A 22,830-nucleotide genomic window follows, 5' to 3' on the forward strand; every position below is an offset into this window, starting at 1 on the left:
CGCGCCCGTGCGTGGTTCTGGTAGCTCCCGCTACCAGAACCACGCACGAGGCGGTCACGCCAACAGCGCGCGGATGTCGTCGGCCGTGAGGGCCGAGGAGAACATCTCGCCGTCGTCGACGACGGACGAGAACAACTCCGACTTGCGGAGCTGCAGCGCCCGCACCTTCTCTTCGATGGTGTCGCGGGCGATCAACCGGTACACCATCACGTTGCGGGTCTGCCCGATCCGGTGGGTGCGGTCGATCGCCTGGGCCTCGGCCGCGGGATTCCACCACGGGTCGAGCAGGAAGCAGTAGTCGGCCTCCACCAGGTTCAGACCGAATCCGCCGGCCTTCAGGCTGATGAGGAACACCGGTGCCGTGCCGGATTTGAACTCGCCGAGCAGATTTCCGCGCTGCTTGGTCTTGCCGTCGAGATACAAGTACTCGATGCCGGCGGCGTCGAGCCGGGCACGGACCCGGTCGAGGAACCCGGTGAACTGGCTGAACACCAACGCGCGGTGCCCACCGGCGATCACGTCGTCGAGCTGCTCGAGCAGCGCGTCGATCTTCGCGGACCCGATCTTCGCGTGCGCGTCGTCGCACAGGGCCGCGTCCAGACTCATCTGCCGCAGCACCGTCAGCGACCTCAAGATCGTGATGCGGTTGCGGTCCAGGTCGTCGACGAGTCCGAGGATCTTCTGCCTCTCGCGTTGCAGCTGCCGGTCGTAGAGGGTGCGGTGTTTGGGCGAGAGCTCCACCTCGAGCACCTGTTCCTGCTTGGCCGGAAGATCGGTGGCGACCTGCTCCTTGGTGCGACGCAGCATCAGCGGCCGGATCCGCTGCCGCAGCTGCGCAAGCAGTTCGGGGCTGGTGCCGCTCTCGATGGGTTTGCGGTAGTAGTCCTGGAACTTCGTCGGGTTCGGGAACAATCCGGGCGCGGTGATCGACAGCAGCGACCACAGTTCCATCAGGTTGTTCTCCATCGGGGTGCCGGTGATCGCGACCTTCAGCGGCGCCTCGACCTGTCGCACACACTGATATGCCTTGGCCCGATGGTTCTTGACGAACTGTGCTTCGTCGAGCAGTAGCATCGACCAGTCGCGCTCGAGGTAGTCGTCGATATCCAGGCGCAGCAGCGTATAGGACGTGACGACCACGTCGATGCCGTCGAGCAGCTCACCCAGTCCCACACCGCGTTTGCCGGACGTCTCGGTGATCGCGACGACGTTCAGATGAGGCGTGAAGCGCCGTGCCTCGGCCGCCCAGTTCGACACCACCGAGGTGGGCGCGACGATGAGCGCCGGCGCATCTGTGGGGCGATTCGTCCGGGCGTGGCAGATCAACGCGAGCGACTGCAGGGTCTTGCCGAGACCCATGTCGTCGGCGAGAATCCCGCCGAGGTTGTGCGTCCACAGGAACGCCAGCCAGCGGAATCCGTCCAGCTGATACGGCCGCAGCGTCGCCAGAAGTTCCTTCGGCGCACGGGTCTTCGTGGTCGCCCTCACGTCGAGCAGGCCCTGAACCTGCTTCCTCCAAGCGGCGGCCTGCCGATCGACGACGCCGAGTGCCGCCAGCTCCTCCCAGATACCCGCCTGGAACCTGCTCAGCCGCAACCGATCCGGGTCGGCGTCGTGCAGTGCGCGAGCCTCGTCGACGAGTCGGCGTAGCTGCTGCAACTCGGGTTTGTCCAACGCCAAATAGGCACCGTCGGGTAACAGCAGGTGCGTGGCGCCGTCGTTCAGCGCGGTGAACAGGTCCCGGAACGGGACCGTCCGGTCGTCGATCGTCACGGTGATGTCGAGGTCGAACCAGTCTGCGTCCCCGGTTGCCTTGGTGGACAGTCCGATCCGCAGATCGTCGCTCACGTCGCGATAGGCGGCGGGGGTGCCGTCGACCCGCACCTCGACGTCGTCGCGGCCGGACAGCAGCGGCAGCAATTCGGTGGCGAAACGGGCGGTGTCGAACCCGCTGAGGGTCGCGTGCGACAGCAACCGGCCGTCGAGGTGATTGTCCAGCCCGAACGGTGAGACCACCGGACGGATCTCGGCCAGGAGCAGGTCCTCGGCCTCGCCGTCGCGGACCGCATCGCCGTGCCCGTCGTACAACTCCACGGCGTGCTCGGCGTCGCCGATCGTGTAGAGGACCTGCCAGCGCAGGTCGGCGCGGTGCCCGGCGCGATAGGCCACGTGCAGGACGAGTCGGGGGCCGCTCACCGTTGGGGCGGTGAACGAGCCGTCCGCGGAGGTGACCGACGCGGCCCGCTGCAACCGCGGATAGTAGGTCGCCGCGAAGCGGGGCATCTGATCGGCGGGTACCGTCACCGCCGCGTTGTCCAGCAGCAACCGCTGTATCCCGGCGGGGGCGCTGCCGCGCAGCCGCGCGATCCGGAACGGCCATTCGGCCGGCCCGGACCCGGCGCGGTCGCCGGGCCGCAGGAAGATCACGCCGTGCGCCGGTTCGCCGAGGAACCCCACTACCGTGGCGGGCAGGTCGTCGCCGTCGACCCGTACCGTGGGGGTTACGGAGAGGCCGGCGCCGGTGTCCGCCAGGTCGACGCATACCTCCGCCGCAGTCGGTGGCGGCACCGCGCCGAGCGATTTGCGGGCGTACCGCAGTTCGATCCCGAGAGCGAGCGCATCGTCGAGCAGCGACCACAGTCGCGGCGACATGCCGGACAGGTCGAGGGTGGCGGTGGCGTTGGGGATGTAATAGGTCTGCGACGACGACTGCGCCAGCGCCGCCAGCTCGAGCAGCAACCGCTGGTGCCGGCGGTTCACGTCATGGGTGTAGCGCAGGGTCGACCACGACAGGTTCCCGGCTACCCACCCGGTGCGGCCCGGCCGCTGCAGCCGGGCAGTCAGCGTCGGCGTCGCGAAGCCGGCCGGTATGGACAACCCCAACTGCAACGCCAACGGATCACCGCCCTCGGCGTCCTCGGCACCGACGATCGTGTCGAGGGCGTGCTCCCACGCCGGTTTGGCCGGGGTGACGACCGTCGACGTCGCGACGAACGCGAGCACCAGCGCCACCGTGTGTTTGCAATTGAATCCCACCGGGCAGCTGCACTCGCCGTACTCGAACTCGGGGCCCCGCGGGCCGGTCCGGAAGACCGCTTCGGTCTCGTAGACCTCGCTGCCCGCGACCTCACCCACCACACACAGCTCGTCGTCGAGAAAGTTGCAGCTCAGCACGGCGCCGTCGCGGGCGTATCGCGCACCGCGCTGGTAGGTGGCCGCCCCGACCGTCGCTGCCATCGACTGGACGAGGAGATCGAATCGGCGCAGCGAGGACATGAGTGGACAGTGTATGGCCACGGCTCCGCATCAGCCGATCTGCGGCCGGGAATGTGCGGCCGGGAAAGTTGTGACGGACGAGGTGCCGTTCGAAGTTGAGCAACCCGTCTACGCGGTTGGGTGAGGTGAGGGCTTTCACGGCGTGTGCGTGCAGGTCGGTCGATTCGGCAAACATCGTCGTGTCAGTCGGTCCGCGCGGGCTGCCGTGCATGGCTTCGACAGGCCCGTTGCGCCAGACGTCTGCGACGAGTCCCACGGCCATGGCTGCGATGACGGCGGCGGGCTCGGTGAGACCGGCTTCTTGACAGAGTTGTCGGTGTTGGCCGGCAAGGAGGGTAGGCGTTCGCAGTTTCCGGCATTGCCGGTGCACTTCGACGTCATGCAGACGGGTCTTCCGTTCTCATACGAGCGGTCCGACACGCTACGCGCTGGTTAGACGCTGCACCGCAAGTTGGTTGAGGGACACGTGCCGTTCCGCAGCCTCCATCGCGAGCCGTCGATGCAGTTCGGCCGAGGTGCGGACATAGATCGTGCCACTGTAGGAACGTTCCGAGAACGGCTCGGGCACATTCTCCCCGCTGGCGATCAGGTCGTCGATGACGCCGTCGACGAGCTGAACGAGACCTTCCAACGCTCGGCCCTGATCTTCGTCGAGCCAGGACAGGCTCGGGAATTCCAGGACGGTCGCGACGTGTTCGCCGTCATCCGGTGACCACTGCACCCGGTAGCTGTAGTGACGTGCATCCGGTCGATTCATGAGTCCTCCTTCATCTTCTCGATCGCGGCAAGGACCTGCTTGACCTGGTACGGCTTTGCTTCCCCGTGCTTCCCGCGCTGGATGTTCACCCGCGGGTCGCCAGGCCACGGCGTTCGAAACACAGCGTGGCTGGTCCCGTCCTGCCGCGGCTGACCGAAGACCTCGACACACAGTCGATACAAGTCGTCGTAGCGCACCCCCTGCGGATTGCGTGCGATCGCCGCGCGAATCTTGTCGGCCTTGGTCACTCCTTGATGCTAGCGCATGCGCTAGCATTCCCGGGTCGGGAATTTGCTCTGCTCTTTTGGCAGCGAATGATCGACGGAGTACCCGACCAGTACGTGACCGAGTGGCTCGATTCGTGACCGACGACGCCTTCGCCCTTCTACATCCGGGAGTCCGGTACCACCTCGCGAACACGTTGTGCTGGAACGGGCTCCGGCCCACGCAGGCTGCCGCGGACGTGCCGATCCTTGCCGGCGATGACGCGCTCGTGCTCGCCCCCACCGCTGGCGGCAAGACCGAGGTCGCCGCATTCCCGCTGCTGTCTGCGATGGTCGACCAGGACTGGCAGGGCGTGTCCGTCCTGTACGTGTGTCCGCTGTGCGCGCTGTTGAACAATCTGCAGCCACGCCTGCACGACTACGCCCAGTGACTCGGCCGCACCGCCGCGGTGTGGCACGGCGACGGGACTCGCCGCCGGAAGCTCGCGATCAATTCGGGGGCGCGAAGAATTCGAGCGCGATGTTGTCGGGATCACGGAAGGAGAGCCCCGAACCGTATCGGGCGTTCTTGATGTCTCCGTGCGCGATTCCCAAACTGTCGAGCCGATCACGCCATTTCACCAGATCGCTCGCCGTACATCCGAAGGCGATGTGGTCGAGGCCGACGTTCCGTTCGTCGAATGTGTTCTGCGGCGGCGAACCGGGGTGGGTGTGCAGCCCGAACAGTGTGCCACCGTCGACTGCGAAGACCACGTGATGGAAAGTGCCGGATTCGTCGTCCTCGTCGAGCACGGGTTCGGCATCGAAGAGGCGGGAGTACCACGCGGTACTGGCAGCAAGATCGGACACTGTCACGGCGACGTGCGTGAGTGCAGGGAAAGGCACGGCAGGTACCTCCGTCTCTAGGCCCCTTTGTCATCGTAGGACCCGAGTCCCGGAGCTCGGCGCGCATCAGGTGAAGAGGGCTCGGAACTCCTCCCTTGGCTGGAGGACCTGTTCCTGCTTGTCCGACAGATCGACCTCGACCTGCTTCATGGTGCACCGCAACATCAACGGGTCGATCCGTTGCGAGCTACGCGAGCAGTTCGGGGCCGGTGTCGACCGCAATGGACCTGCGGTAGTAGTCCCGGAACGTCGTCGGGTTGTGGAGCAGGCCGAATCCGCCGCGGCCGTCCGGTATGGCGAGGCGCCCCGCCGGGGTGCGGCCGGGTAAGTTGTGACGGACGTAAACGATCGGACGGATAGGGGTGGGAGCGCGGTGCAGAGCGACCGCTGGGTCGAGATCAGCCCCTCGCAGTTCGAGCACGAAAAGCTCGGCCTCGACTTCGTCAAGAATCTGCTGCCGGACGCCCCGCCGTTCCGGGCGTGGTCCAACTTCGAGTTCCGCGACAACCGTGGTCGCTGGCACGAGGTGGACCTGCTCGTCCTGAGCCGCGACACCCTCTACCTGATCGAGCTCAAGTACTACAGCGGCACGCTGCGCGGCAACGACCACGTGTGGAGCCGCGGCGGATATCGGTCCGAGGACTCGCCGCTGCTGCTCACCCGCAAGAAGGCCCAGTACTTCTCGTCGCTGCTCAAGGACCGCTTGGCGGAGAAGACTGGGAAGAAGAACCTCAAGGGCGTCATCCCGTTCGTGCAGGAACTGGTGTTCCTGCACCACCCCGACCTTCAGTGTGCGCTGCCGGCCAGCTCCGCGATCAACCTGTACGGCCTCGACGGCAACGAACGCCGCAGCGGACTGCCCGGCATCGGCGAGCGCCTGCTGGCGCCGTCGAAGCACGAGCCGGTCAGCGAGGAGAAATCCCTGCTGATCCGCGATCTGATGACCGCGATCGGCCTCGCCCCGCGCCGGCAGCGGGAACTCGGCTCGTGGGTGATCGACGAACAGCCCCTCGGCGATGGCGAAGGCTGGCAGGACTGGCCCGCGTTCCACCACGTCGACATGGAGCGGCAGGCGCGTATCCGCTTCTACCTGCCCAAACCCGGCGCGACCTCCGCCGAGGAGCACGCCCGGGCGCGCGGCGTCGAACACGAATACAAGCTGCTGTCGCGGCTCAAGCACGACGGCCTGCAGGTGCCCGTCGATGTCGTCAAGGACAAGGAACTCGGCATCGGCCTGGTGTTCCTGCAGTCCAAGGACGAACTGCGGCTGGACCTGTGGCTCGCCGACCACCGGACCGCGCTCACCCTCGAGCAGCAACTCGAGCTCATCGCCGAGATCGCCGAGATCGTCCACTACGCGCACCGGCATCGAGTGGTGCACCGCACCCTGAATCCGCGCGCGGTCGTCGTGCGCGACCGCGCCGCCGGTCCGCAGCCGCAGGTCACCGACTGGGACACCGCCGGGGTACTGCCCGCCAACGCCGAAACCGGCGTCACCCGCCTGTCCGCCGGGCCGCTGAGCCTGATGGCCGGGGCGCTCAGCGACCAGGCTCGCCTGTTCGCCGCGCCGGAGGGCACCAGCCCCGCAGACCCGGCACGCATGGACGTCTTCGGACTCGGCGCGCTGGCGTTCTATCTGCTCAGCGGAGGGGTGTCCCCGGCCACCGAACGCGGCGAGCTGCTCGACCGGCTGCGCCGCGACGGCGGTCTCGATCTGGCCGTGGAACTGCCGCAGGTGCCGTCGGTGCTGCGACAACTCGTCCTCGACGCCACCGACCCCAGCCCCGCGGAGCGCATCGCCACCGTCGCCGAGTTGCTCGAACGTCTCGAACAGGTCCGTGGCGACCTGTTCCGCGCGGAAGGCGAAACCGACCCGCTCGAAGCGAAACCCGGCGACGAACTGGGCGACGGCCGATTCGTCTACAAGCGCCGCCTCGGTGCCGGCTCCACCGCGGTGGGCATCCTCGTGGTCGACCGCAAGGCCGGCGACCACGAGCGGGTTCTCAAGGTCGCCCGCGACGACGAGGCCGCCGCCCGGCTGCACGCCGAAGCGCAGGTGCTCGCCAAACTCGACGATCCGCGCATCGTCCAGCTCGCCTCCGAAGAGAACGTCGGCGGACGCACCGCCCTGGTGGTGCACGATGCGGGCCGCACCACTCTCGCCGAGGAACTGGCGGCCAAGGGCGGTCGGCTGTCGATCGACCTGCTCGAACGCTGGGGCACCGACCTGCTGCAGGCGTTGATCGCCCTCGAACGCGCCGGCGTCACCCACCGTGATCTCAAGCCGTCGAATCTCGGTGTGCACCAGACGAGTTCGCGTGCCGACACGCACCTGCGGTTGTTCGACTTCTCGATGGCCGGGGTGGACCCGCGCAACATCGAGGCCGGTACCCCGCCCTATCTGGACCCCTTCCTCGGCACCGGCGGTCGCCGCCAGTACGACACCGCCGCCGAACGCTACGGCGCCGCGGTGGTGCTGTTCGAGATGGCCACCGGCACCGCCCCACAGTACGGACCCGACCCGCAGGCGAACCCGGCCACCGTCGACGACGACGTCACCGTCGATCCGGCCATGTTCGAGGCGCCGGTCGCCGCCGCGCTCACCGCGTTCTTCACGTCGGCGCTGTCCCGCGACGCCGCCGCCCGCCCCGACACCGCCGAAGACATGCTGCGCGCATGGCGGCGAGCGTTCACCGACCTCGACGCGACCCCCGAGCCGGTGAAGAAGGTGGAGGCCGCCACGGCTCTCGTCGCGGCCGGCTTGAGTGCCCGCGCGGTATCGGCCCTCGCGGCCGCGCAGGTGACCACGGTCGGAGAGCTGGTGGCGCTCGACTCCACCCGCCTCAACCGGCTCGTCGCGAAGGAAGCGAAAGCCACCCGCACCGAGATCCGCGACCGGCACCGCGCCTGGGTCAAGGAATTCGGCCGGTCGACAACGAAACCCGTGAGCACCCAGGGGCTGCTCGGTCTCGACGACGCCGTCGCCCTGCTGCTGTCCGCCGTCGCGACCGGCCGCACCAGCACCCGACGTCAGGCCGCGGAACTGCTGCTCGGCGCCACCGGCACCCTCGACGCGTTCGCGTCCGGCAACGAACTGGCGTCCGCGCTGAAGAAGACCGGCCCGCGCGGCCACCAGCTCCTGAAGGAACTGCAGGCCGACTGGGCGGAGAACCCCGCCACCCGTGAACTGCTCGACGAACTGATCGCCCTCGTGGAGCAGGTGCTGCACGATTCTGGTGGAGTGGTGGCCGTGTCCACCCTCACCGCCGAGATCCGTGGGCGGCTGCCGCAACCGCCGGCTGCGGCGTCCGATGCGGTGGCGCCGCGTCTCGCCGAGCGCGCCGCCGCGGGCCTGTTGCGCGCGGCCCTGGACCGGCTCACCGAGCACGAGACCGCCGAAGGCACCCGCCGTTGGGTGCGGCGGCGTCACGCCGGACGGCTCGCCCTCATCGCCGAGGACGAATTGCTGCTCGCCGGCGCCGAAGCGGCCGGGCGTCGCGCCGACGAACTGATGGAATCCACCCCGGCATCCGAGGTGGTGCGCGTCAGCACCGCCGGCCGCGACCTGCGCGCGGCCTTCACTCGCGCCTACAAGGGTGCTGCGGGACCGGATGTGCAGGTGCCGCTTCCGTCGGATGCACGCTTGATCCGCCTGGCCGCAGCCATCTCCAAGCACGCGGCAGTGTCGGGTCGTGGCGAGCTGCACCGCCGGAATCTCGGCCCGTCCGACGCGCTGCGCATCGCACTGTCCGGCCTCGCGCAGACCGAGGCGCTCTCGCCCATCGAGGTCCGGGCGCGTGTCGCGGCCCGGTTCCCGGAACTCGATCGCCTGCCCGGCCGCCCGGCCCTCGACGCACACATCGACCGCGCCGGACTCGGATTGACCTGGGACGGCACCGGCTACCGCTACGAGCAGGCCACGCCGCCCAGCGAAACCAGCCTGAAGACCCGAACCGCCACCTACACCGGCCCCGCCGGCGACACCGGATCCACTCCGGCCTCGGTGGGCGCGGCGCGCGGCTCGCTGGTCGCGACGTCGTTGCGGGAGAACGGGTTCCTCGCGTTCGGTGTGACGGTGCATCGCCCCGGCGATCATCTGAAGGTCGCGGAAGAACTGGTCGCCACCCACAGCGCCGACCTGGTGGATGTGACCGGCGAGATCGTCGAGGCGATGCGCGGGTTCGCCGCCGAGAGAGGCGTGTCGTGGGATCTGATCCGCAGCGCCGACGCCGCCGAGGCCGGCACTCGCGATGCGCGGGGCCTGCGCGCGGTGCTCGATCAGGTGATGCCCCGGGTGTGTGCCCGCATCGAGGCGCAGGCGTTCGGCGACGGTGCGCCGGCGACGCCGCTGGTTCTCACCGAGTTGTCGCCGCTGGCCCGATACGGCTACCTCGACCTGGTGGCGCGGCTGGCCGACCTGTCGGCCCCGCGTCGGCGTCCGGTGTGGGTGGTGTTGCCGCAGATGCGTGGGCAGCGCGGCGCGATGGTCGATGGTGAGCCGATCCAGTTGGGTTCGCCGGGTGGGCAGTTTGTGACGTACTCGGTCGGGAAGACCGAGGCTGTGGAGAGCGAGAAGGTGTGATGGCGGACTTTTCCGCAACCGAGTTGGTGAAGGCGCTGCGTAAGCAGGTCACCGTCCTCGAGGACGATCTGCGGGCGCGTGTCGACGGTGCGGATGTCGATGCCCGGCAGGCGGGTGTGGGGGAACGCTGGCGCGCCGAGCACACCGCGGCGCTGACGGCGCAGCGCACCGCGGCGTCGTGGCAGGCGTGGCGCGACGAACGCGTCACACAGGCCGCGGTGGCGTGGGTGCTGCTCACCGTGTTCGCCCGCTACTGCGAGGACCATGCGCTGGTGTCGAAGGCGTGGATCGGCGGCCCGAACGCCGACGCTCGCCAGCAGGCCCTCGATGCCCGCCGCGCCTATTTCACGGAATTCCCCGAACACACCGACCGTGAGTGGCTCGAAACGATCATCGAGCATTTCGCGAAGATGGAAGCCACCCGCGGCCTCGTCGACGACTATTCGCCGCTGCACCAGGTGGCCCCCTCGGGTGACGCGGCCCGCGGGCTGCTCGAATTCTGGTGGGACAAGGACGCTTCCGGTGAGCCGCTGTGGAGCTTCGTCGGCGTGGACACCCGATTCCTCGGTGACGTCTATCAGGATCTGTCGGAGTTCGCGAAGAAGACGTACGCGCTGCTGCAGACCCCGGAGTTCGTGGAGGAGTTCATCCTCGACCAGACCCTGGAGCCGGCGCTCGCCGAACGGCCGTTGGAGGGCTTCACGGTGATCGACCCGACCTGCGGGTCGGGGCACTTCCTCCTCGGTGCGTTCCACCGGCTGCTCGACCGGTGGCAGCGGGAGGCGCCGGGTCTGGGTCCGCGCGTGCTGGTGCAGAAGGCGCTCGGTTCGGTGTATGGGGTGGACATCAACCCGTTCGCAGTCGCGATCGCGCGCTTCCGGCTGATGGTGGCGGCGTTGGATGCGAGCGGGGACAAGTCGATCGAGAAACTCATCGACATCGAACTGAACCTCGCGGCGGGCGACTCGCTGCTGTGGGGTGCGCGACAGCAGGCGATCAGCGACGACCTGTGGTCCACTGGCCAGGAGCAGATGGCGTATGCGACCGAGAACGCGGACGCGTTGAAGGCGATCCTGCAGCGGGAACATGATGTGGTGGTGGGTAATCCGCCGTATATCCAGGTGAAAGACAAGGCGCTAAACAAGACCTACCGCGAGCTGTACCCTACGTGCCACGGTAAGTACGCGTTGACGGTGCCGTTCATGGAATTGTTCTTCGACCTCGCGAAAAACGGTTCTTCCAGCAAGACCGGATGGGTCGGGCAGATCACTTCGAACTCGTTCATGAAGCGTGAGTTCGGGTCCAAGCTCATCGAGGAGTTCCTCTCGAAGCGAGATCTCAATCGGGTCATCGACACGTCGGGAGCCTATATTCCCGGGCACGGCACGCCGACGGTGATTCTGGTGGGTCGCAATCGTGCGCCGTTGGGGGACACGGTTCGTGCAGTACTGGGCGTGCGCGGTGAGCCGGGACGGCCGGATGAGCCCGCGAACGGGGTCGTGTGGTCGGCGATCGTTGAACATGTGGATGAGCCGGGCTTCGACAATGGGTGGATCAGCGTCGCAGAACTCGACCGGGCGATGCTGCGAGAGCATCCCTGGAGTCTTGCAGGTGGCGGTGCGCCGGAACTAAGTCAGGCCCTGGATGCAGGCTCGGTAGCCCGACTGGGCGATAGCACAGCAATCGGCGTGTATGCGGTTGTAGGTGAGGAAGAGCCGTACGAACTTCCGTCCCGGACGCAGTTGCCGAAGCGTGTATTCGTCGACGGTGATGTCGTGCGGGATTTCTCGATTACCTCGGGATATTACCGCTACTGGCCTTATGAATTGGTTGACGGTGTGTACGCGGTCACCGATGACTATCAGACCCCGGCCGATTTGTGGCCGTTCAGAACATCGGTTCGGAACTACTTGTGGTTCGGTAAGACAAAAGACCAACGGGGGCAGGTGTGGACCGAATACGGCCATCTGCATAAGGATTTCTCAGTTGCTGACCGACTGATCACCTTTGCCTTCGTCGCGACCCACAACCATTTCGTCCTGGACCGCGGCGGCAAGGTGTTCAAGCAATCCGCGCCGGTGATCAAGTTGCCGGAGGGGGCGACCGAGGACGACCACCTGCGGCTTCTCGGCGTGCTGAACAGCTCGGTGGCGTGCTTCTGGCTCAAGCAGAACAGTCACAACAAAGGTGAGGGTGGCGGGGCGCGCGTAGATGCAGGATACGCGGCGAGAGGGGAAGCATGGCGTGAGAGTTACGAGTTCACCGGAACGACCCTCAAGGACTTTCCACTCCCGTCGTCTTATTCGCTAATTCGCGCGCGCACGATAGATGTCCTTGCCCGGCAACTCGCTGGCAGTACCCCGACCGCTATCGCCACGAACATGGTTCCCTCGGCCGAGCTGCTGAATGATGCTCTTGCGGCGTTCAACCGGACTCGAGCGCTAATGGTCGCACATCAGGAGGAACTCGACTGGGAGTGCTATCGCCTCTATGGCCTGATCGACGAGGACCTTACCTATGGTGGGGAAGTTCCGGAAATTCGTTCAGAGGAGCGTGCTTTCGCGATCGACTTGGCCCGTCGGGTCGTTGCAGGATCAGAAGATACGACATGGTTTACCCATCACAATCATAACTACACCCCGACTACTGAGATCCCTGCTCATCTGCCTGCCGACTATCGCGACTTGGTCCAGCGTCGCCTCGACGTTATCGCGTCGAACCCCCATATCCGGTTGTTGGAGAAGCCTGAATACAAGCGGCGGTGGGCGACAGAACCGTGGGACAAGCGCGTCACGGACGCGTTGCGTGACTGGCTGTTGAATCGCATCGAGAACCGCAATCTGTGGTTCGAGGACGGGCATCCCACCCCCCGCAGCGTCGCTCAACTCGCCGACAAGCTCGACCGCGATGAGGATTTCCGGCGAGTGTTGCGCTTGTGGGCCGGCAACGCCGACGTGTCCACCGGCACCGCGCTTGCGAAGCTCCTCGACGAAGAGGGCGTGCCTTACCTTGCGGCGCTGCGCTACAAGCCGTCAGGCCTGATCAAACGTGAAGCGTGGGAACACACCTGGGATCTTCAGCGCCGCGAGGATGCGGGGGAGACGCTGGACGCCCCGATTCCGGTTCCGCCGAAGTACAAGCCTGCCGATTTCGTGAAGAGTTCGTACTGGTCGCGGCGCGGCAAGCTCGATGTGCCGAAGGAACGATTCATCTCGTATCCGAACGCGAACCGCGACACCGACCCGACGATGTTGCTCGGCTGGGCGGGCTGGGACCACGCCGAACAGGCGTTGGCTTTGGCGGGGCTGGTGGACGAGCGTGTCACTGTCGATGGCTGGGACCAGACAAGCCCGGAGAAGCTGATTCCGATGCTGGCGGGCCTGGCGGAACTGTTGCCGTGGGTGCGGCAGTGGCACGGCGAGATCGATCCGGAGTATGGCGAATCCGTCGCCGACACCATCGAGGAAGTTCTTCGCTCTCACAGCGCTGAGCTGGGTGTCACGACCGATGACCTTGCCGCGTGGCGTCCTCCGGCCCCGACCCGGGGACGTCGCACCGCCAAGAAGTCCACGAAGGAGTCCGATCCGGCTTGAGGTGGCTGTCGGCCCGCGCCCGATGTGCGGAGGGCGCGGGCCGACACGCTCGCATATCGTGGCCGCGCGCGTTCGCTCGGTCGGCGCGGCGATGTGTGCTGTGCTGGTGGTGGGGACGGACTCGATTTGCCCACCGCGGCTTTCGAGGTGGTCGGGGAAGAGCCTCGTGAAGAGGGCGCCCTGCGGGCGGCTGCGTTCAACCGATCGGAGACCCTTCGGGTCCCTGAGTCTTCGGCCCCTTCCCCAACGCTGCCCGGTCGCCATGCCCCGATAGACCATCTCGGCCAGCACTTCTGGCCCCACGTCGCGGAGGACGTGCGGCTTGTACTGGACCTGACCGTTCGTGTCGACCCGTTCGATCAGGTGCTCCACCACCAGCTGTGGAGACGAGGGTTACTGGTGCCCAGTCGGTTTCGAACCGTGGGAATGGCACCCCGGTTCGCAGCGTCGATGCGCTGACGTCGGACTGTGGGAGACGAGCGACGACACCCACCGTCGGTGTGCCGTGGTTACCGGAACGGCCCGCGCGCACGCCGAGACAGGCGAGGAAACATCTCGAGCCCCTCGATCGGACCGCGGGTTGCGGGATCGAGAGGCCGGAACGTCACGACGTCGGAAGGGGACCTGGCGACCAGGGGAAGTGTCGGCCGGGGCGGAACGCGCTCGCGGCTCGTTGCTGATGTACGCCTCTGCGGGGCGTGTGGATAGAATCCACCCTACGGTGCATGACAGTCACTCTCTGTCTTGTGCCCAGACCCCGGTCGGTGTTGGTAGCACCTTCCGGGGTCGACCTGTATTCAGGTCGGTGCAGGGATGGTCCCACGAGGGCCGCGAAGCGTCAACTCGAACACGCGTTCGTGTTGCGAGTGTGCAGTGCGCGCCCGGCCGTGGAATATCTGAACTAGTTCTGATGTAATGGTGGGTATGAGCAAGTCGCCTGCCACCGCCACGTTTTCCGAGTTCCTTCGGGCGCCGAAGGAAGTTCTGGGCGTCCTCGAGGACGCCGGCGAAGTGGTGCTCACGCGACGCAATGCGCCCTCGTTGCGGTTGACCGAGGAATCCGCGAGCCGGACAGAGTTGAACACCCTCGGTGTGGTCGGGCAACTCTTCGCGGCGTCCCTCGACGAGGCGGCGCTCGATCGGATCGCCACTCGGCTCTCCGTCGTATTGCCGTGGGTCGGCCTGCTGCCGAAGTCCCTGCATGCGGAGTTCGTCGCCGAGTTCCAGGACACGGCGCGAGCGTGCATCGCCGTGGCCCGCTTCGACCGGCTCGCGATCCTGCTCGAAGCGTGGAAGGCGACCGCGGAGGCGTACGCAGATCCCAGCCTCACTGCAGATGGTTCGGACCTGGAGTACCTCGACATTGCAGAGGTGGTCGCACGTCCGGATCATTCCGCGTGAGCAAGAAGGGGGAAGCAGTCCCTCGCCCGATCAAGCGCGTGGAGTGGCAACTGGTGTTTGCCACGCGTGATGCGCAGAAGGGCTGGACCGATCTGGTGGCGACAGCCCGCAACGCGACCGTCGATGCATGGGACACACTCACGCGGGAGCCGACGGTGCAGACACCGCGGTTGTATCAGCTGAAGGGGGAGTACGCCTACGGCACGTACGGCGGACGGAACTTTGCCCGTTACCAATACAAGGTGACCGATGGTGGGCGTATCTGGTTCTTCCTCGATCCGGCTCCCAAGGGTGACAAGATCGCCGGCCGCGTACTGCTCGAACGGTGCGAGCCAGGACATCCGAAGGAAACGGACTGAGGACACGGCACGCCGAGGTGGGTGAGGCTCGAGCTGTCGCAGTTCTTTGGCAGGATGGATCATGCAGCGACCTCGCTTCGGGGTCGCTGCGTCACGAGGACCACGAAGGAGGGCAGGTCGCGCGTGAGCATCCTGCTGCGGGACGTCATCGACATTCCCGAACGTATCGGCGCGGACGACTATGTGCTGCGGTTGACCGACAGCACCGACGACGACGCGCACATCCGTGCCACCCTCGACGCCTACGTCCTCACCGACTCGCTCAAGGACAACTTCGCCTCCGCAATCGCGCTCATCGCGGATGCGATCAAGAAGAACACCTCGCGTGGCGCCTACCTCGCCGGTTCGTTCGGTTCGGGTAAGTCGCATTTCATGGCCGTGCTCTACGCGCTGCTCGGCAACCATCCGGCACTGCGCGTCGACCGGTTTCGCGACCTCACCGGTCGCTACGACGGCGAACTCGCCGGCAAGAGGATCCTGCGCCTCACGTACCACCTAATCGGTGCGAAATCCCTCGAACAGGCCATCTTCCAGGGGTACGTGCGCCAGATTGCCCGGCTGCACCCGGAATCGCCGTTGCCTGCCCTGCACGTCTCGGATTCGCTGCTCGCCGACGCCGAGAACCTGCGCGAACGCATCGGCGACGAGCAATTCCTCGCCGGGCTCGGCGGCGACTCGGACACCGCCGCCGACGACGGCTGGGGTGGGGTGCTCGGGGACGGCTGGACCCTCGACCGGTACCAGAGCGCCCTGGCCGCCCCGGCCGAGAGCGAACTGCGCAAGGAACTGGTGTCCGCACTGGTGCGCAGCTACTTCTCGTCCTTCGTCGAACAAGCCGACTACATCGACATCGACCGCGGCCTCGCCGTGTTGTCCGAACACGCCAAGTCCCTCGGCTACGACGCGGTGGTGCTGTTCCTGGACGAGCTGATCCTGTGGCTGATCTTCTCGGTCCGCAGCAACGAGTTCTTCGGCCGCGAATCGCAGAAGATCACCAAACTCGTCGAAGCCGCCGGCAACCCCCGACCGATCCCGCTGATCTCGTTCATCTCCCGTCAGATGGACCTGCGCAAATGGCTCGCCGACGCCGGCGCCTCCGGCTCCGAGCAGGAAGCGACCGACCGTGCCCTGCAGTACCAGCAGGGACGGTTCCGCACCATCGAACTCGGCAACGACAACCTCGCCGAAGTCGCGAACGTTCGGCTGCTGCAGCCGAAGGACGACCAGGCACGGCAGGTCCTCGACGACGCGTTCCGTTCGGTCACCCGCAGCCCCGAGGTGTGGGACGTGCTGCGCGACTCGATGAACACCACCGAGGACTATCGCGGCGCCTCCGAACACGAATTCCGGCTCACCTACCCGTTCTCCCCGGCGCTCGTGGCGACCCTGCGGGAACTGGCATCGGTGATGCAGCGCGACCGCACCGCCCTGAAGGTCATGCAGCGCATGCTCGTCGAACGGCGCGACACACTCACCACCGCCGACCTCATTCCCGTCGGCGACGCCTTCGGCCCCATCGTCGACGGTGAAGACCCCATCGACGGCGTCGCCGGCACCCTGTTCACCGCCGCCGCCAACCTCTACAAGGACAAGCTGCTGCCGTTGCTGCTCGCCCGCCATCAGGTGACCGCTGAGCAGCTCGAAACGGACCCCGAGTCGGTGCCTGCTGGGTTCCGCGCACACGACCGCATCGCCAAGACGCTCTTGCTCTCGGCGATCGCCCCCAAGGTTCCGGCGCTGCGCGACCTCACCGCATCCCGCCTCGCCGCCCTCAACCACGGCTCGATCAAGACCCGCATGAAGGGCGGCGAAGCCCGCGTCGTCCTCGGCGTCGTCCGGGAATGGGCCAAGGACGTCCCCGAGATCACCGTCTCCGAGGGCACCAACCCGATCATCCGGGTGCAGCTCGCCAACGTCGACTACAACTCGGTGCTCGAACGCATCCGCGGAGAAGACAACCTCGGCAAACGCAAGGTGCTCATCCGCACCCTCGTGCACAAGGCGCTCGGCGTCGACAGCAAGCAGGACGACCTCGCCGGTGGCGCCACCCGCACAGTGATCTGGCGCGGATCCCGCCGCGAGGTCGACGTCGTGTTCGGCAACGTCCGCGACGCCTCATCGGTGCCCGAACAGAACTTCGACAACCGTCCCGGCACGTGGCGGCTCGTCGTCGACTACCCGTTCGACGAACAGAACTTCTCCGCCGCCGACGACATCGCCCGCATCGACAGGCTCCTCGCCGACGGCGACCGCCACACCATCGTGTGGCTGCCGAAATTCTTCTCCGATGAAGCACTGCAGGACCTTGCACTACTGGTCAAGCTCGACTGGTTGTTCACCGGCACCGGCGACCGCTGGCAGGAGAACACCGATCACCTGTCCCCCTCGGATCGCGCGCAGGCCCGAGGCATCCTCGAAAACCTGTACCGCGGCACGCTTCACTCGTTCGAGCGACTGCTCGAACAGGCCTACGGCATCGAAGCGCCCGATCCGAAGCGATTCATCGACGATCCCGGCCACACCGAGATCCTCGTCTCGCTCAGCAAGGACTTCAGCCCCAAGCTGCCCACCGCGCGGAACCTCGAGGACGCCTTCAACAAGGTCATCGACCAGGCTTTCGCTGCGCTGTACCCGAACCACCCGCAGTTCCCCAACCCGGACGAGGAGATCACCGCCCGCCACTACGAAATCGTCCGCGGTTTCGTCGAACAAGCCGTCGCCGACCGGCAGGGCCGGGTCCCCACCGCCGGCGCCGAACGCAAGATCGCGCAGCGTGTCGCCGCACCGCTGAAGGTCGGCAAGGCCACCGAAGACCACTTCCTCTTCGGGGAAGACACCTTCGCGTTCTGGGCCGGAGAACTCGACCGAGCCGCAGCCGACACCGACCGCGTGACTGTCGGTGTGCTGCAACGCCGTATCGACACGGTCAGCCCTGCATGGGGGCTGCGGCCCGAGGCCCGCGACCTGATCGTCGCGGCCTGGGCGTTGCTCCGCAAACGCGCCTGGTTCGAGGCCGGTTCCCCGGTCCCGGCCCCGGCCCTGGGACGGATGCGCGAGAGCGTCGAACTGCGCGCCGAGGAACTGCCCGAGCAGAAGGCCTGGGACGCCGCTCGACTCGCCGCCACCCAGCTGTTCGGCTACACCATCCCGCGCACCTATCTCACCGGCGCGAACGTCGCCGACTTCGCCCAGCAGGTGCGGATCAAGGCGGGGGAGCGGACTTCGGAGCTGCGGCAACTGGTGGAACGGCTCGCAGATGCACACCGCGTGCTGGGCCTGGATACCACGACGACCGACCGACTCGGCGCCGCTCGTGCTCTCCTCGAATTCCTCGAAAAGATGGCAGTGACATCCGGAAACGTCGCGCTCATCGATTTGCTGGCTACGGTTGAGCTACCGGTGGAACTACCGACCGCAGGGAATCTGCGTTCCGAAGCCGGACAGGACGCAGCGGCGCTGCGTACCTTCCAGTGGAAGCTGGTCGGGAGTCTCCTCGACGGTGCCGAAACCGGTGGCGAGCGAGGCGAATCCGCGCGCGTCATTCTGAAGAAGCTGCGCGAGCTGGTCGCGACCCCTGGTATATCGCTATCGGCGGAACTCAACGATTCGGAAACCCGCCTGGTGGAGTGGGTGGTCGGGAACAATCCGCCTCCGCCTCCGCCTCCGCCGCCGCCACTTCCGCCGGGCAAGAAAGTGAACACCGATCCGGACACCGTGATCCTCCTCGATGAGGAGCGCGCAGTCGCTGCTGTCACAGAAAGGCTGCGCAAGGAATTCGCCAAACACGGGCCGGGTCTGCGCGTGAAGTGGTGGGTCGAGTGAGCACCCTCACCGCGACCCGCCCCATCATCGCAGCCAAGCTCGCGAAAGCCGTCGAGAAGCGGTACCGGAACGGAGTCCTCGGGCTGCGCGCCACCCCGAAATGGGACGGTGGCACGTTCGTACACGACGGCGTGCCCGTCACGGTCGTGCCGTGCCCGTCGACTTTCGCGGTGTGGGAGGCGCTCGAACAGCGCAACCACGATGAGTGGCTCGTCGTGCTCACCCCCATCGAGGAGTCGGACCTCGGCGTCGGGGTGCTCGCGCATTTCCTCGACGGCCGCCTCATCAGCCCCGACCCGTGGGATGCGTTGCGGTCCATGTTCTCGGCGACCACCGTCGAACCCGCCCTCTACCGGGTGGCCAACGATCGTGCTCTCGCGATGGGGTTGCTCGCCGCGATCCCCACGGCCGCGGTCACTCCCGCGCCGGGCGGGGTCCTCACCCGCGCGCACGCGATGTCAGCCGTTGCGCGTGGCGCGCTGGCGATGACCGACGACCCCGCTACCGAGGTCGACACCCTCGTCGTCCTCGAATGGAGTCGCCGGCCCGGCGTCACCGCCGAATTCGACCGGCTGCGCACCGACGGCGGCGCCGAACTCGTCGCCGCGACCACCGCGTGGATCGCTGAACGCGCCGGACGTCTCGCCAAACCTGTTGCCGCACTGCTCAAAGGCCAGCGCATCGCCGACCTGGTCCCGCTCGGGTTGCTCGCCGGCCTGTTCACCGATCCCGGCAGCGACCTCGCCCGCGGTCTGTTTCTCGGTCGTTACGGGCTGACCGGTCTTTCGAACGAGGACCTGGCCGCCTGGCACGACGACTCGTCCGGCCTCGTGATCGGCACTCTCACCGACAGCGAAAGACGCGCCGTACTCGATTCCGCGGCCACGCATGCGCGTGAACTCGGAATCGACGGTCTCGCGGGCCGCTCCGAACTGCTCCCACAGGGCCTTACCGCCCGACTCGACGCGCTTGCCAACGCCATCGAGGTGGCTCTTCCCGGTGACCCCGAGTTCGGACCGAAACAAGGCGGACTCGACAGCGTCGAGTCGGCGTGGCAGCAGACGCTCCGGCACCTGTCCGCGCGTACCTCGTCGTCCTACCGGGCCGCCGAAGCCGCCGTGCGGTTGCTGCGCTGGCTCGCCGTCGACACCCCTTCCACCGGCGGCCTGGACGCTCACGCCCGGCGATACGTCGACGGGGACGGCTGGGTCGACGCCGCCCTGGCCGCCGCGCACCGCGGCACCGACCATCGCGCGCTCGCCGACGCCATCACCCGCGTCATCGACCTCGTCACGGCGCGGCGTCGCGGACACGACCGCCGATTCGCGGCGGTGCTCGCCGACACGCCGCAGCCCACCGGGCCGGTCGTCGAACAGTTGCTGCGCACCGTCGTGCTGCCACTGGCCAAAGCCCGACCCACGTTGCTGGTCGTCGTCGACGCACTGTCGATCGCTGCGTCCACCGATATCGCCGCCGCCGCAGCCGAAACCGGATGGAGCGAAGCCGCGGTGCTCGGCAACTCCCGTCGAACCGCCGCGCTGGCGGTGCTGCCCACACTCACGCAACGAAGCCGCTGCTCGCTGCTGACCGGTGACCTGCGCGAAGGCAACGACGCAGCCGAACGTGCCGGATTTCTCGACGCGCTGCGCGCGGCGGGACTCGAAGCAGCACCCGGCCGTGTCGACCCGATCTTCCACAAGAAGGCGCTCGACACCGTGCCCGCGGGCGCGGACCTGGCCACCGAAGTCGCCAACGCGATCGCCGACACCGCCGGCCGGCCGCTCGTCGCGGCGGTGCTCAATTTCGTCGACGACACCCTTCACCACACCGATCCGGGCGGAACCGATTGGGGCCTCGGCACCATCACCCATCTGCGGGCGTTGTTGCAGGCCGCGCAGCGCGCCGGGCGCGCAGTGATCGTCACGTCCGATCACGGCCACATCATCGAACGGCGCACCAGCGCCAAACGTGACCGCGCGAACCTCTACGGCCAGCGTGCACACGGCGACCTCGCGCACGTCGAGGACGGGGAGATCGTGGTCCGCGGCCCGCGGGTGCTGACCGACAGCAACACGGTGGTGCTCGCGGTCGACGAGACCGTCCGCTACGGGCCGGTGAACGCCGGCTACCACGGCGGAGCCGCACCCGCCGAAGTGCTCGTGCCGGTACTCGCATTCCACACCGGGGAACGGCCGGCCACCCTCACCGAACTCGATCCTGTCGAACCGCGGTGGTGGTATGCGCCCGTGCAGATCGCAGCACTCGGTGAGGCGCCGGTGGCGCCTGCGCCCGCGAAACAGGCGGCGCCCACCCTGTTCGACGCCGACGATCCGGCCCCCGTCACCGTGAACCTCGCCAACCAGGTGATCGCGACCGCGGTATTCGCCGACCAGAAGCGGCTTGCCGGACGAATAGTGGTGCAGCCCGAGCAGATCCGGGCGCTGCTTACCGCGCTGCTCGCGGCACCGGCACGGGAACTGACCACCGCACAGGCTGCCAGCCTGCTCGGCATCGCCCCGGCCCGCGTCGGCGGTGCGCTGCTGCAGATCAAGCGGGTGCTCGACGTCGAAGGCTACGAGGTGCTGCTGCTCGACGGCGGCGTCGTCGGGCTCGACGAAGCGGCATTGCGGGAGCAGTTCGGGATCGGCTCGTGACAGCGCCGGTTTCGCCGCGTCGACGCCGGGAGATCCTCGACGCGCTGCGCCGCGGCACCGTCCCGTCCAACGGTCTCGACCAGTTGGCCGTCGGGCTGGGACGTTTCGAAACCGAACTCGACACGGAACTGTCGGTGGTCGCCGGGGGCGGCGCCATGTTCAAGGCGGTGCGCGGCGATTACGGCTCCGGCAAGACGTTCTTCGCCCGCTGGCTCGCCGACCGCGCCATGAAGCGCGGGTTCGCGGTCGCGGAGGTGCAGATCAACGAGATCGACACGCCGCTGCACAAACTCGAAACGGTGTATCGGCGCAGCATCGAGTCGCTGCGCACCGCATCGGTCCCGCCGTCCGCGCTGCGACCGATCCTCGACGCGTGGCTGTTCACCATCGAGGACGACGCCGCGCAGCAGGGCGTGACCGTCGACGACCTGCTCGAACGCCGCCTCGCCGACGTCGCCACCCGAGCACCGGTGTTCCCCATGGCAATCCGCGCGTACCGGCGGATGCTCGCCGACGGCGACAACGATGGGGCCGACGGCCTCGTGGCGTGGCTCGGTGGGCAACCGCACGTGGCGGCGGCGGTCAAACGCCGCGCCGGCATCAAGGGCGACCTCGATCATTTCCTCGCCCTCGGCTTTCTCCGTGGACTGCTCGCGGTGCTCGCCGACGCCGGCAACGCCGGGCTGCTGCTGGTGCTCGACGAGGTCGAAACGCTGCAACGTGTCCGGTCCGATGCCCGCGCGAAGGCATTGAACGCGTTGCGGCAACTCGTCGACGAGGTACACGACGGGCACTTCCCAGGCCTGTACCTGCTCATCACCGGAACCCCCGCGTTCTTCGAGGGCCGACAGGGCATCCAGTTGCTGCCGCCGCTCGCGGACCGGTTGCACACCGACTTCTCCCGCGACCCGCGCTTCGACAACCCCCGCGCACCGCAACTGCGCCTCACCGGCTTCGATCTGGACCGGCTCGTCGAACTAGGTGGACGGGTACGCGAATTGTTCTGCAGCGGAATCGACTCTGCAGAGCGGGTCCGCGCAACCGCCGACGACGAATTCCTGCGCCGCTTCGCTGCCGCGGTCGCCGGGGGGCTCGGCGGACGGGTCGGGATCGCGCCACGACTCTTCCTACGGAAACTCGTCGACGTGCTCGACGTCATCGAACTGCACCCGGACTTCGACCCGTACACCGACTACGACGTGAAGATTGCTGCATCGGAGATGTCCGCAGCCGAGCGGGAGGCAGTCAGCGCCGACGACGTCGAGCTGGATCTCTAG

General features: G+C 67.2%; 11 protein-coding genes and 1 pseudogene. 8 read left to right on the forward strand and 4 right to left on the reverse strand.

Translation table 11 applies throughout. The annotated features are described in order from the left end of the window. Window positions 1–54 precede the first annotated feature (54 nt). The 3 genes from ACWDTS_RS05835 to ACWDTS_RS05845 form a co-directional block, all read right to left on the reverse strand. Entirely contained in the window at window positions 55–3,276 is a 3,222-nt protein-coding gene (locus ACWDTS_RS05835) for a DEAD/DEAH box helicase (RefSeq protein WP_450117775.1), read from the reverse strand. Between the two features lie 421 nt (window positions 3,277–3,697). Continuing rightward, window positions 3,698–4,033, reverse strand: coding sequence for a type II toxin-antitoxin system HicB family antitoxin (locus ACWDTS_RS05840; protein WP_450108470.1), 336 nt, complete (start codon window positions 4,031–4,033; stop codon window positions 3,698–3,700). Then, window positions 4,030–4,281 carry a toxin HicA gene (locus tag ACWDTS_RS05845; protein ID WP_450108471.1) on the reverse strand — a complete coding sequence of 84 codons (252 nt, stop codon included), beginning with the start codon at window positions 4,279–4,281 and terminating at the stop codon, window positions 4,030–4,032. The genes ACWDTS_RS05840 and ACWDTS_RS05845 overlap by 4 nt, the downstream gene beginning before the upstream one ends. A 113-nt stretch (window positions 4,282–4,394) precedes the next feature. On the opposite strand from ACWDTS_RS05845, the pseudogene ACWDTS_RS05850 reads away from it, so the two are divergent. Beyond that, a pseudogene (locus ACWDTS_RS05850) lies at window positions 4,395–4,685 on the forward strand (DEAD/DEAH box helicase); the annotation flags it as partial. A 61-nt stretch (window positions 4,686–4,746) separates the two neighbouring features. On the opposite strand, the gene ACWDTS_RS05855 reads toward ACWDTS_RS05850, so the two are convergent. Continuing rightward, complete coding sequence (locus ACWDTS_RS05855; RefSeq protein ID WP_450108472.1) at window positions 4,747–5,142, reverse strand: VOC family protein; 396 nt, start codon at window positions 5,140–5,142, stop codon at window positions 4,747–4,749. 373 nt (window positions 5,143–5,515) lie between these two features. Here ACWDTS_RS05855 and pglW point away from each other — a divergent pair, with 373 nt between their 5' ends. The 7 genes from pglW to brxD all read left to right on the forward strand — a co-directional run bounded on the left by pglW (window position 5,516) and on the right by brxD (window position 22,830). Then, a complete protein-coding gene (gene pglW, locus ACWDTS_RS05860) occupies window positions 5,516–9,724 on the forward strand; it encodes a BREX system serine/threonine kinase PglW (RefSeq protein ID WP_450117776.1) in 4,209 nt (1,402 codons plus the stop codon). Further along, window positions 9,724–13,317, forward strand: coding sequence for a BREX-2 system adenine-specific DNA-methyltransferase PglX (gene pglX, locus ACWDTS_RS05865; protein ID WP_450117777.1), 3,594 nt, complete (start codon window positions 9,724–9,726; stop codon window positions 13,315–13,317). The genes pglW and pglX overlap by 1 nt, the downstream gene beginning before the upstream one ends. Before the next feature lie 924 nt (window positions 13,318–14,241). Continuing rightward, complete coding sequence (locus ACWDTS_RS05870) at window positions 14,242–14,718, forward strand: hypothetical protein (protein WP_450117778.1); 477 nt, start codon at window positions 14,242–14,244, stop codon at window positions 14,716–14,718. Beyond that, window positions 14,715–15,077, forward strand: coding sequence for a hypothetical protein (locus ACWDTS_RS05875; RefSeq protein WP_450117779.1), 363 nt, complete (start codon window positions 14,715–14,717; stop codon window positions 15,075–15,077). Before ACWDTS_RS05870 ends, ACWDTS_RS05875 begins: the two co-directional genes overlap by 4 nt. Window positions 15,078–15,200: 123 nt before the next feature. Continuing rightward, complete coding sequence (locus tag ACWDTS_RS05880; RefSeq protein ID WP_450117780.1) at window positions 15,201–18,899, forward strand: DUF6079 family protein; 3,699 nt, start codon at window positions 15,201–15,203, stop codon at window positions 18,897–18,899. Beyond that, on the forward strand, window positions 18,896–21,553 hold the full coding sequence (pglZ, locus tag ACWDTS_RS05885) for a BREX-2 system phosphatase PglZ (protein ID WP_450117781.1): 2,658 nt from the start codon (window positions 18,896–18,898) through the stop codon (window positions 21,551–21,553). Before ACWDTS_RS05880 ends, pglZ begins: the two co-directional genes overlap by 4 nt. After that, a complete protein-coding gene (gene brxD, locus ACWDTS_RS05890; protein WP_450108479.1) occupies window positions 21,550–22,830 on the forward strand; it encodes a BREX system ATP-binding protein BrxD in 1,281 nt (426 codons plus the stop codon). Before pglZ ends, brxD begins: the two co-directional genes overlap by 4 nt.

Source organism: Rhodococcus sp. NPDC003383 (assembly GCF_053589115.1).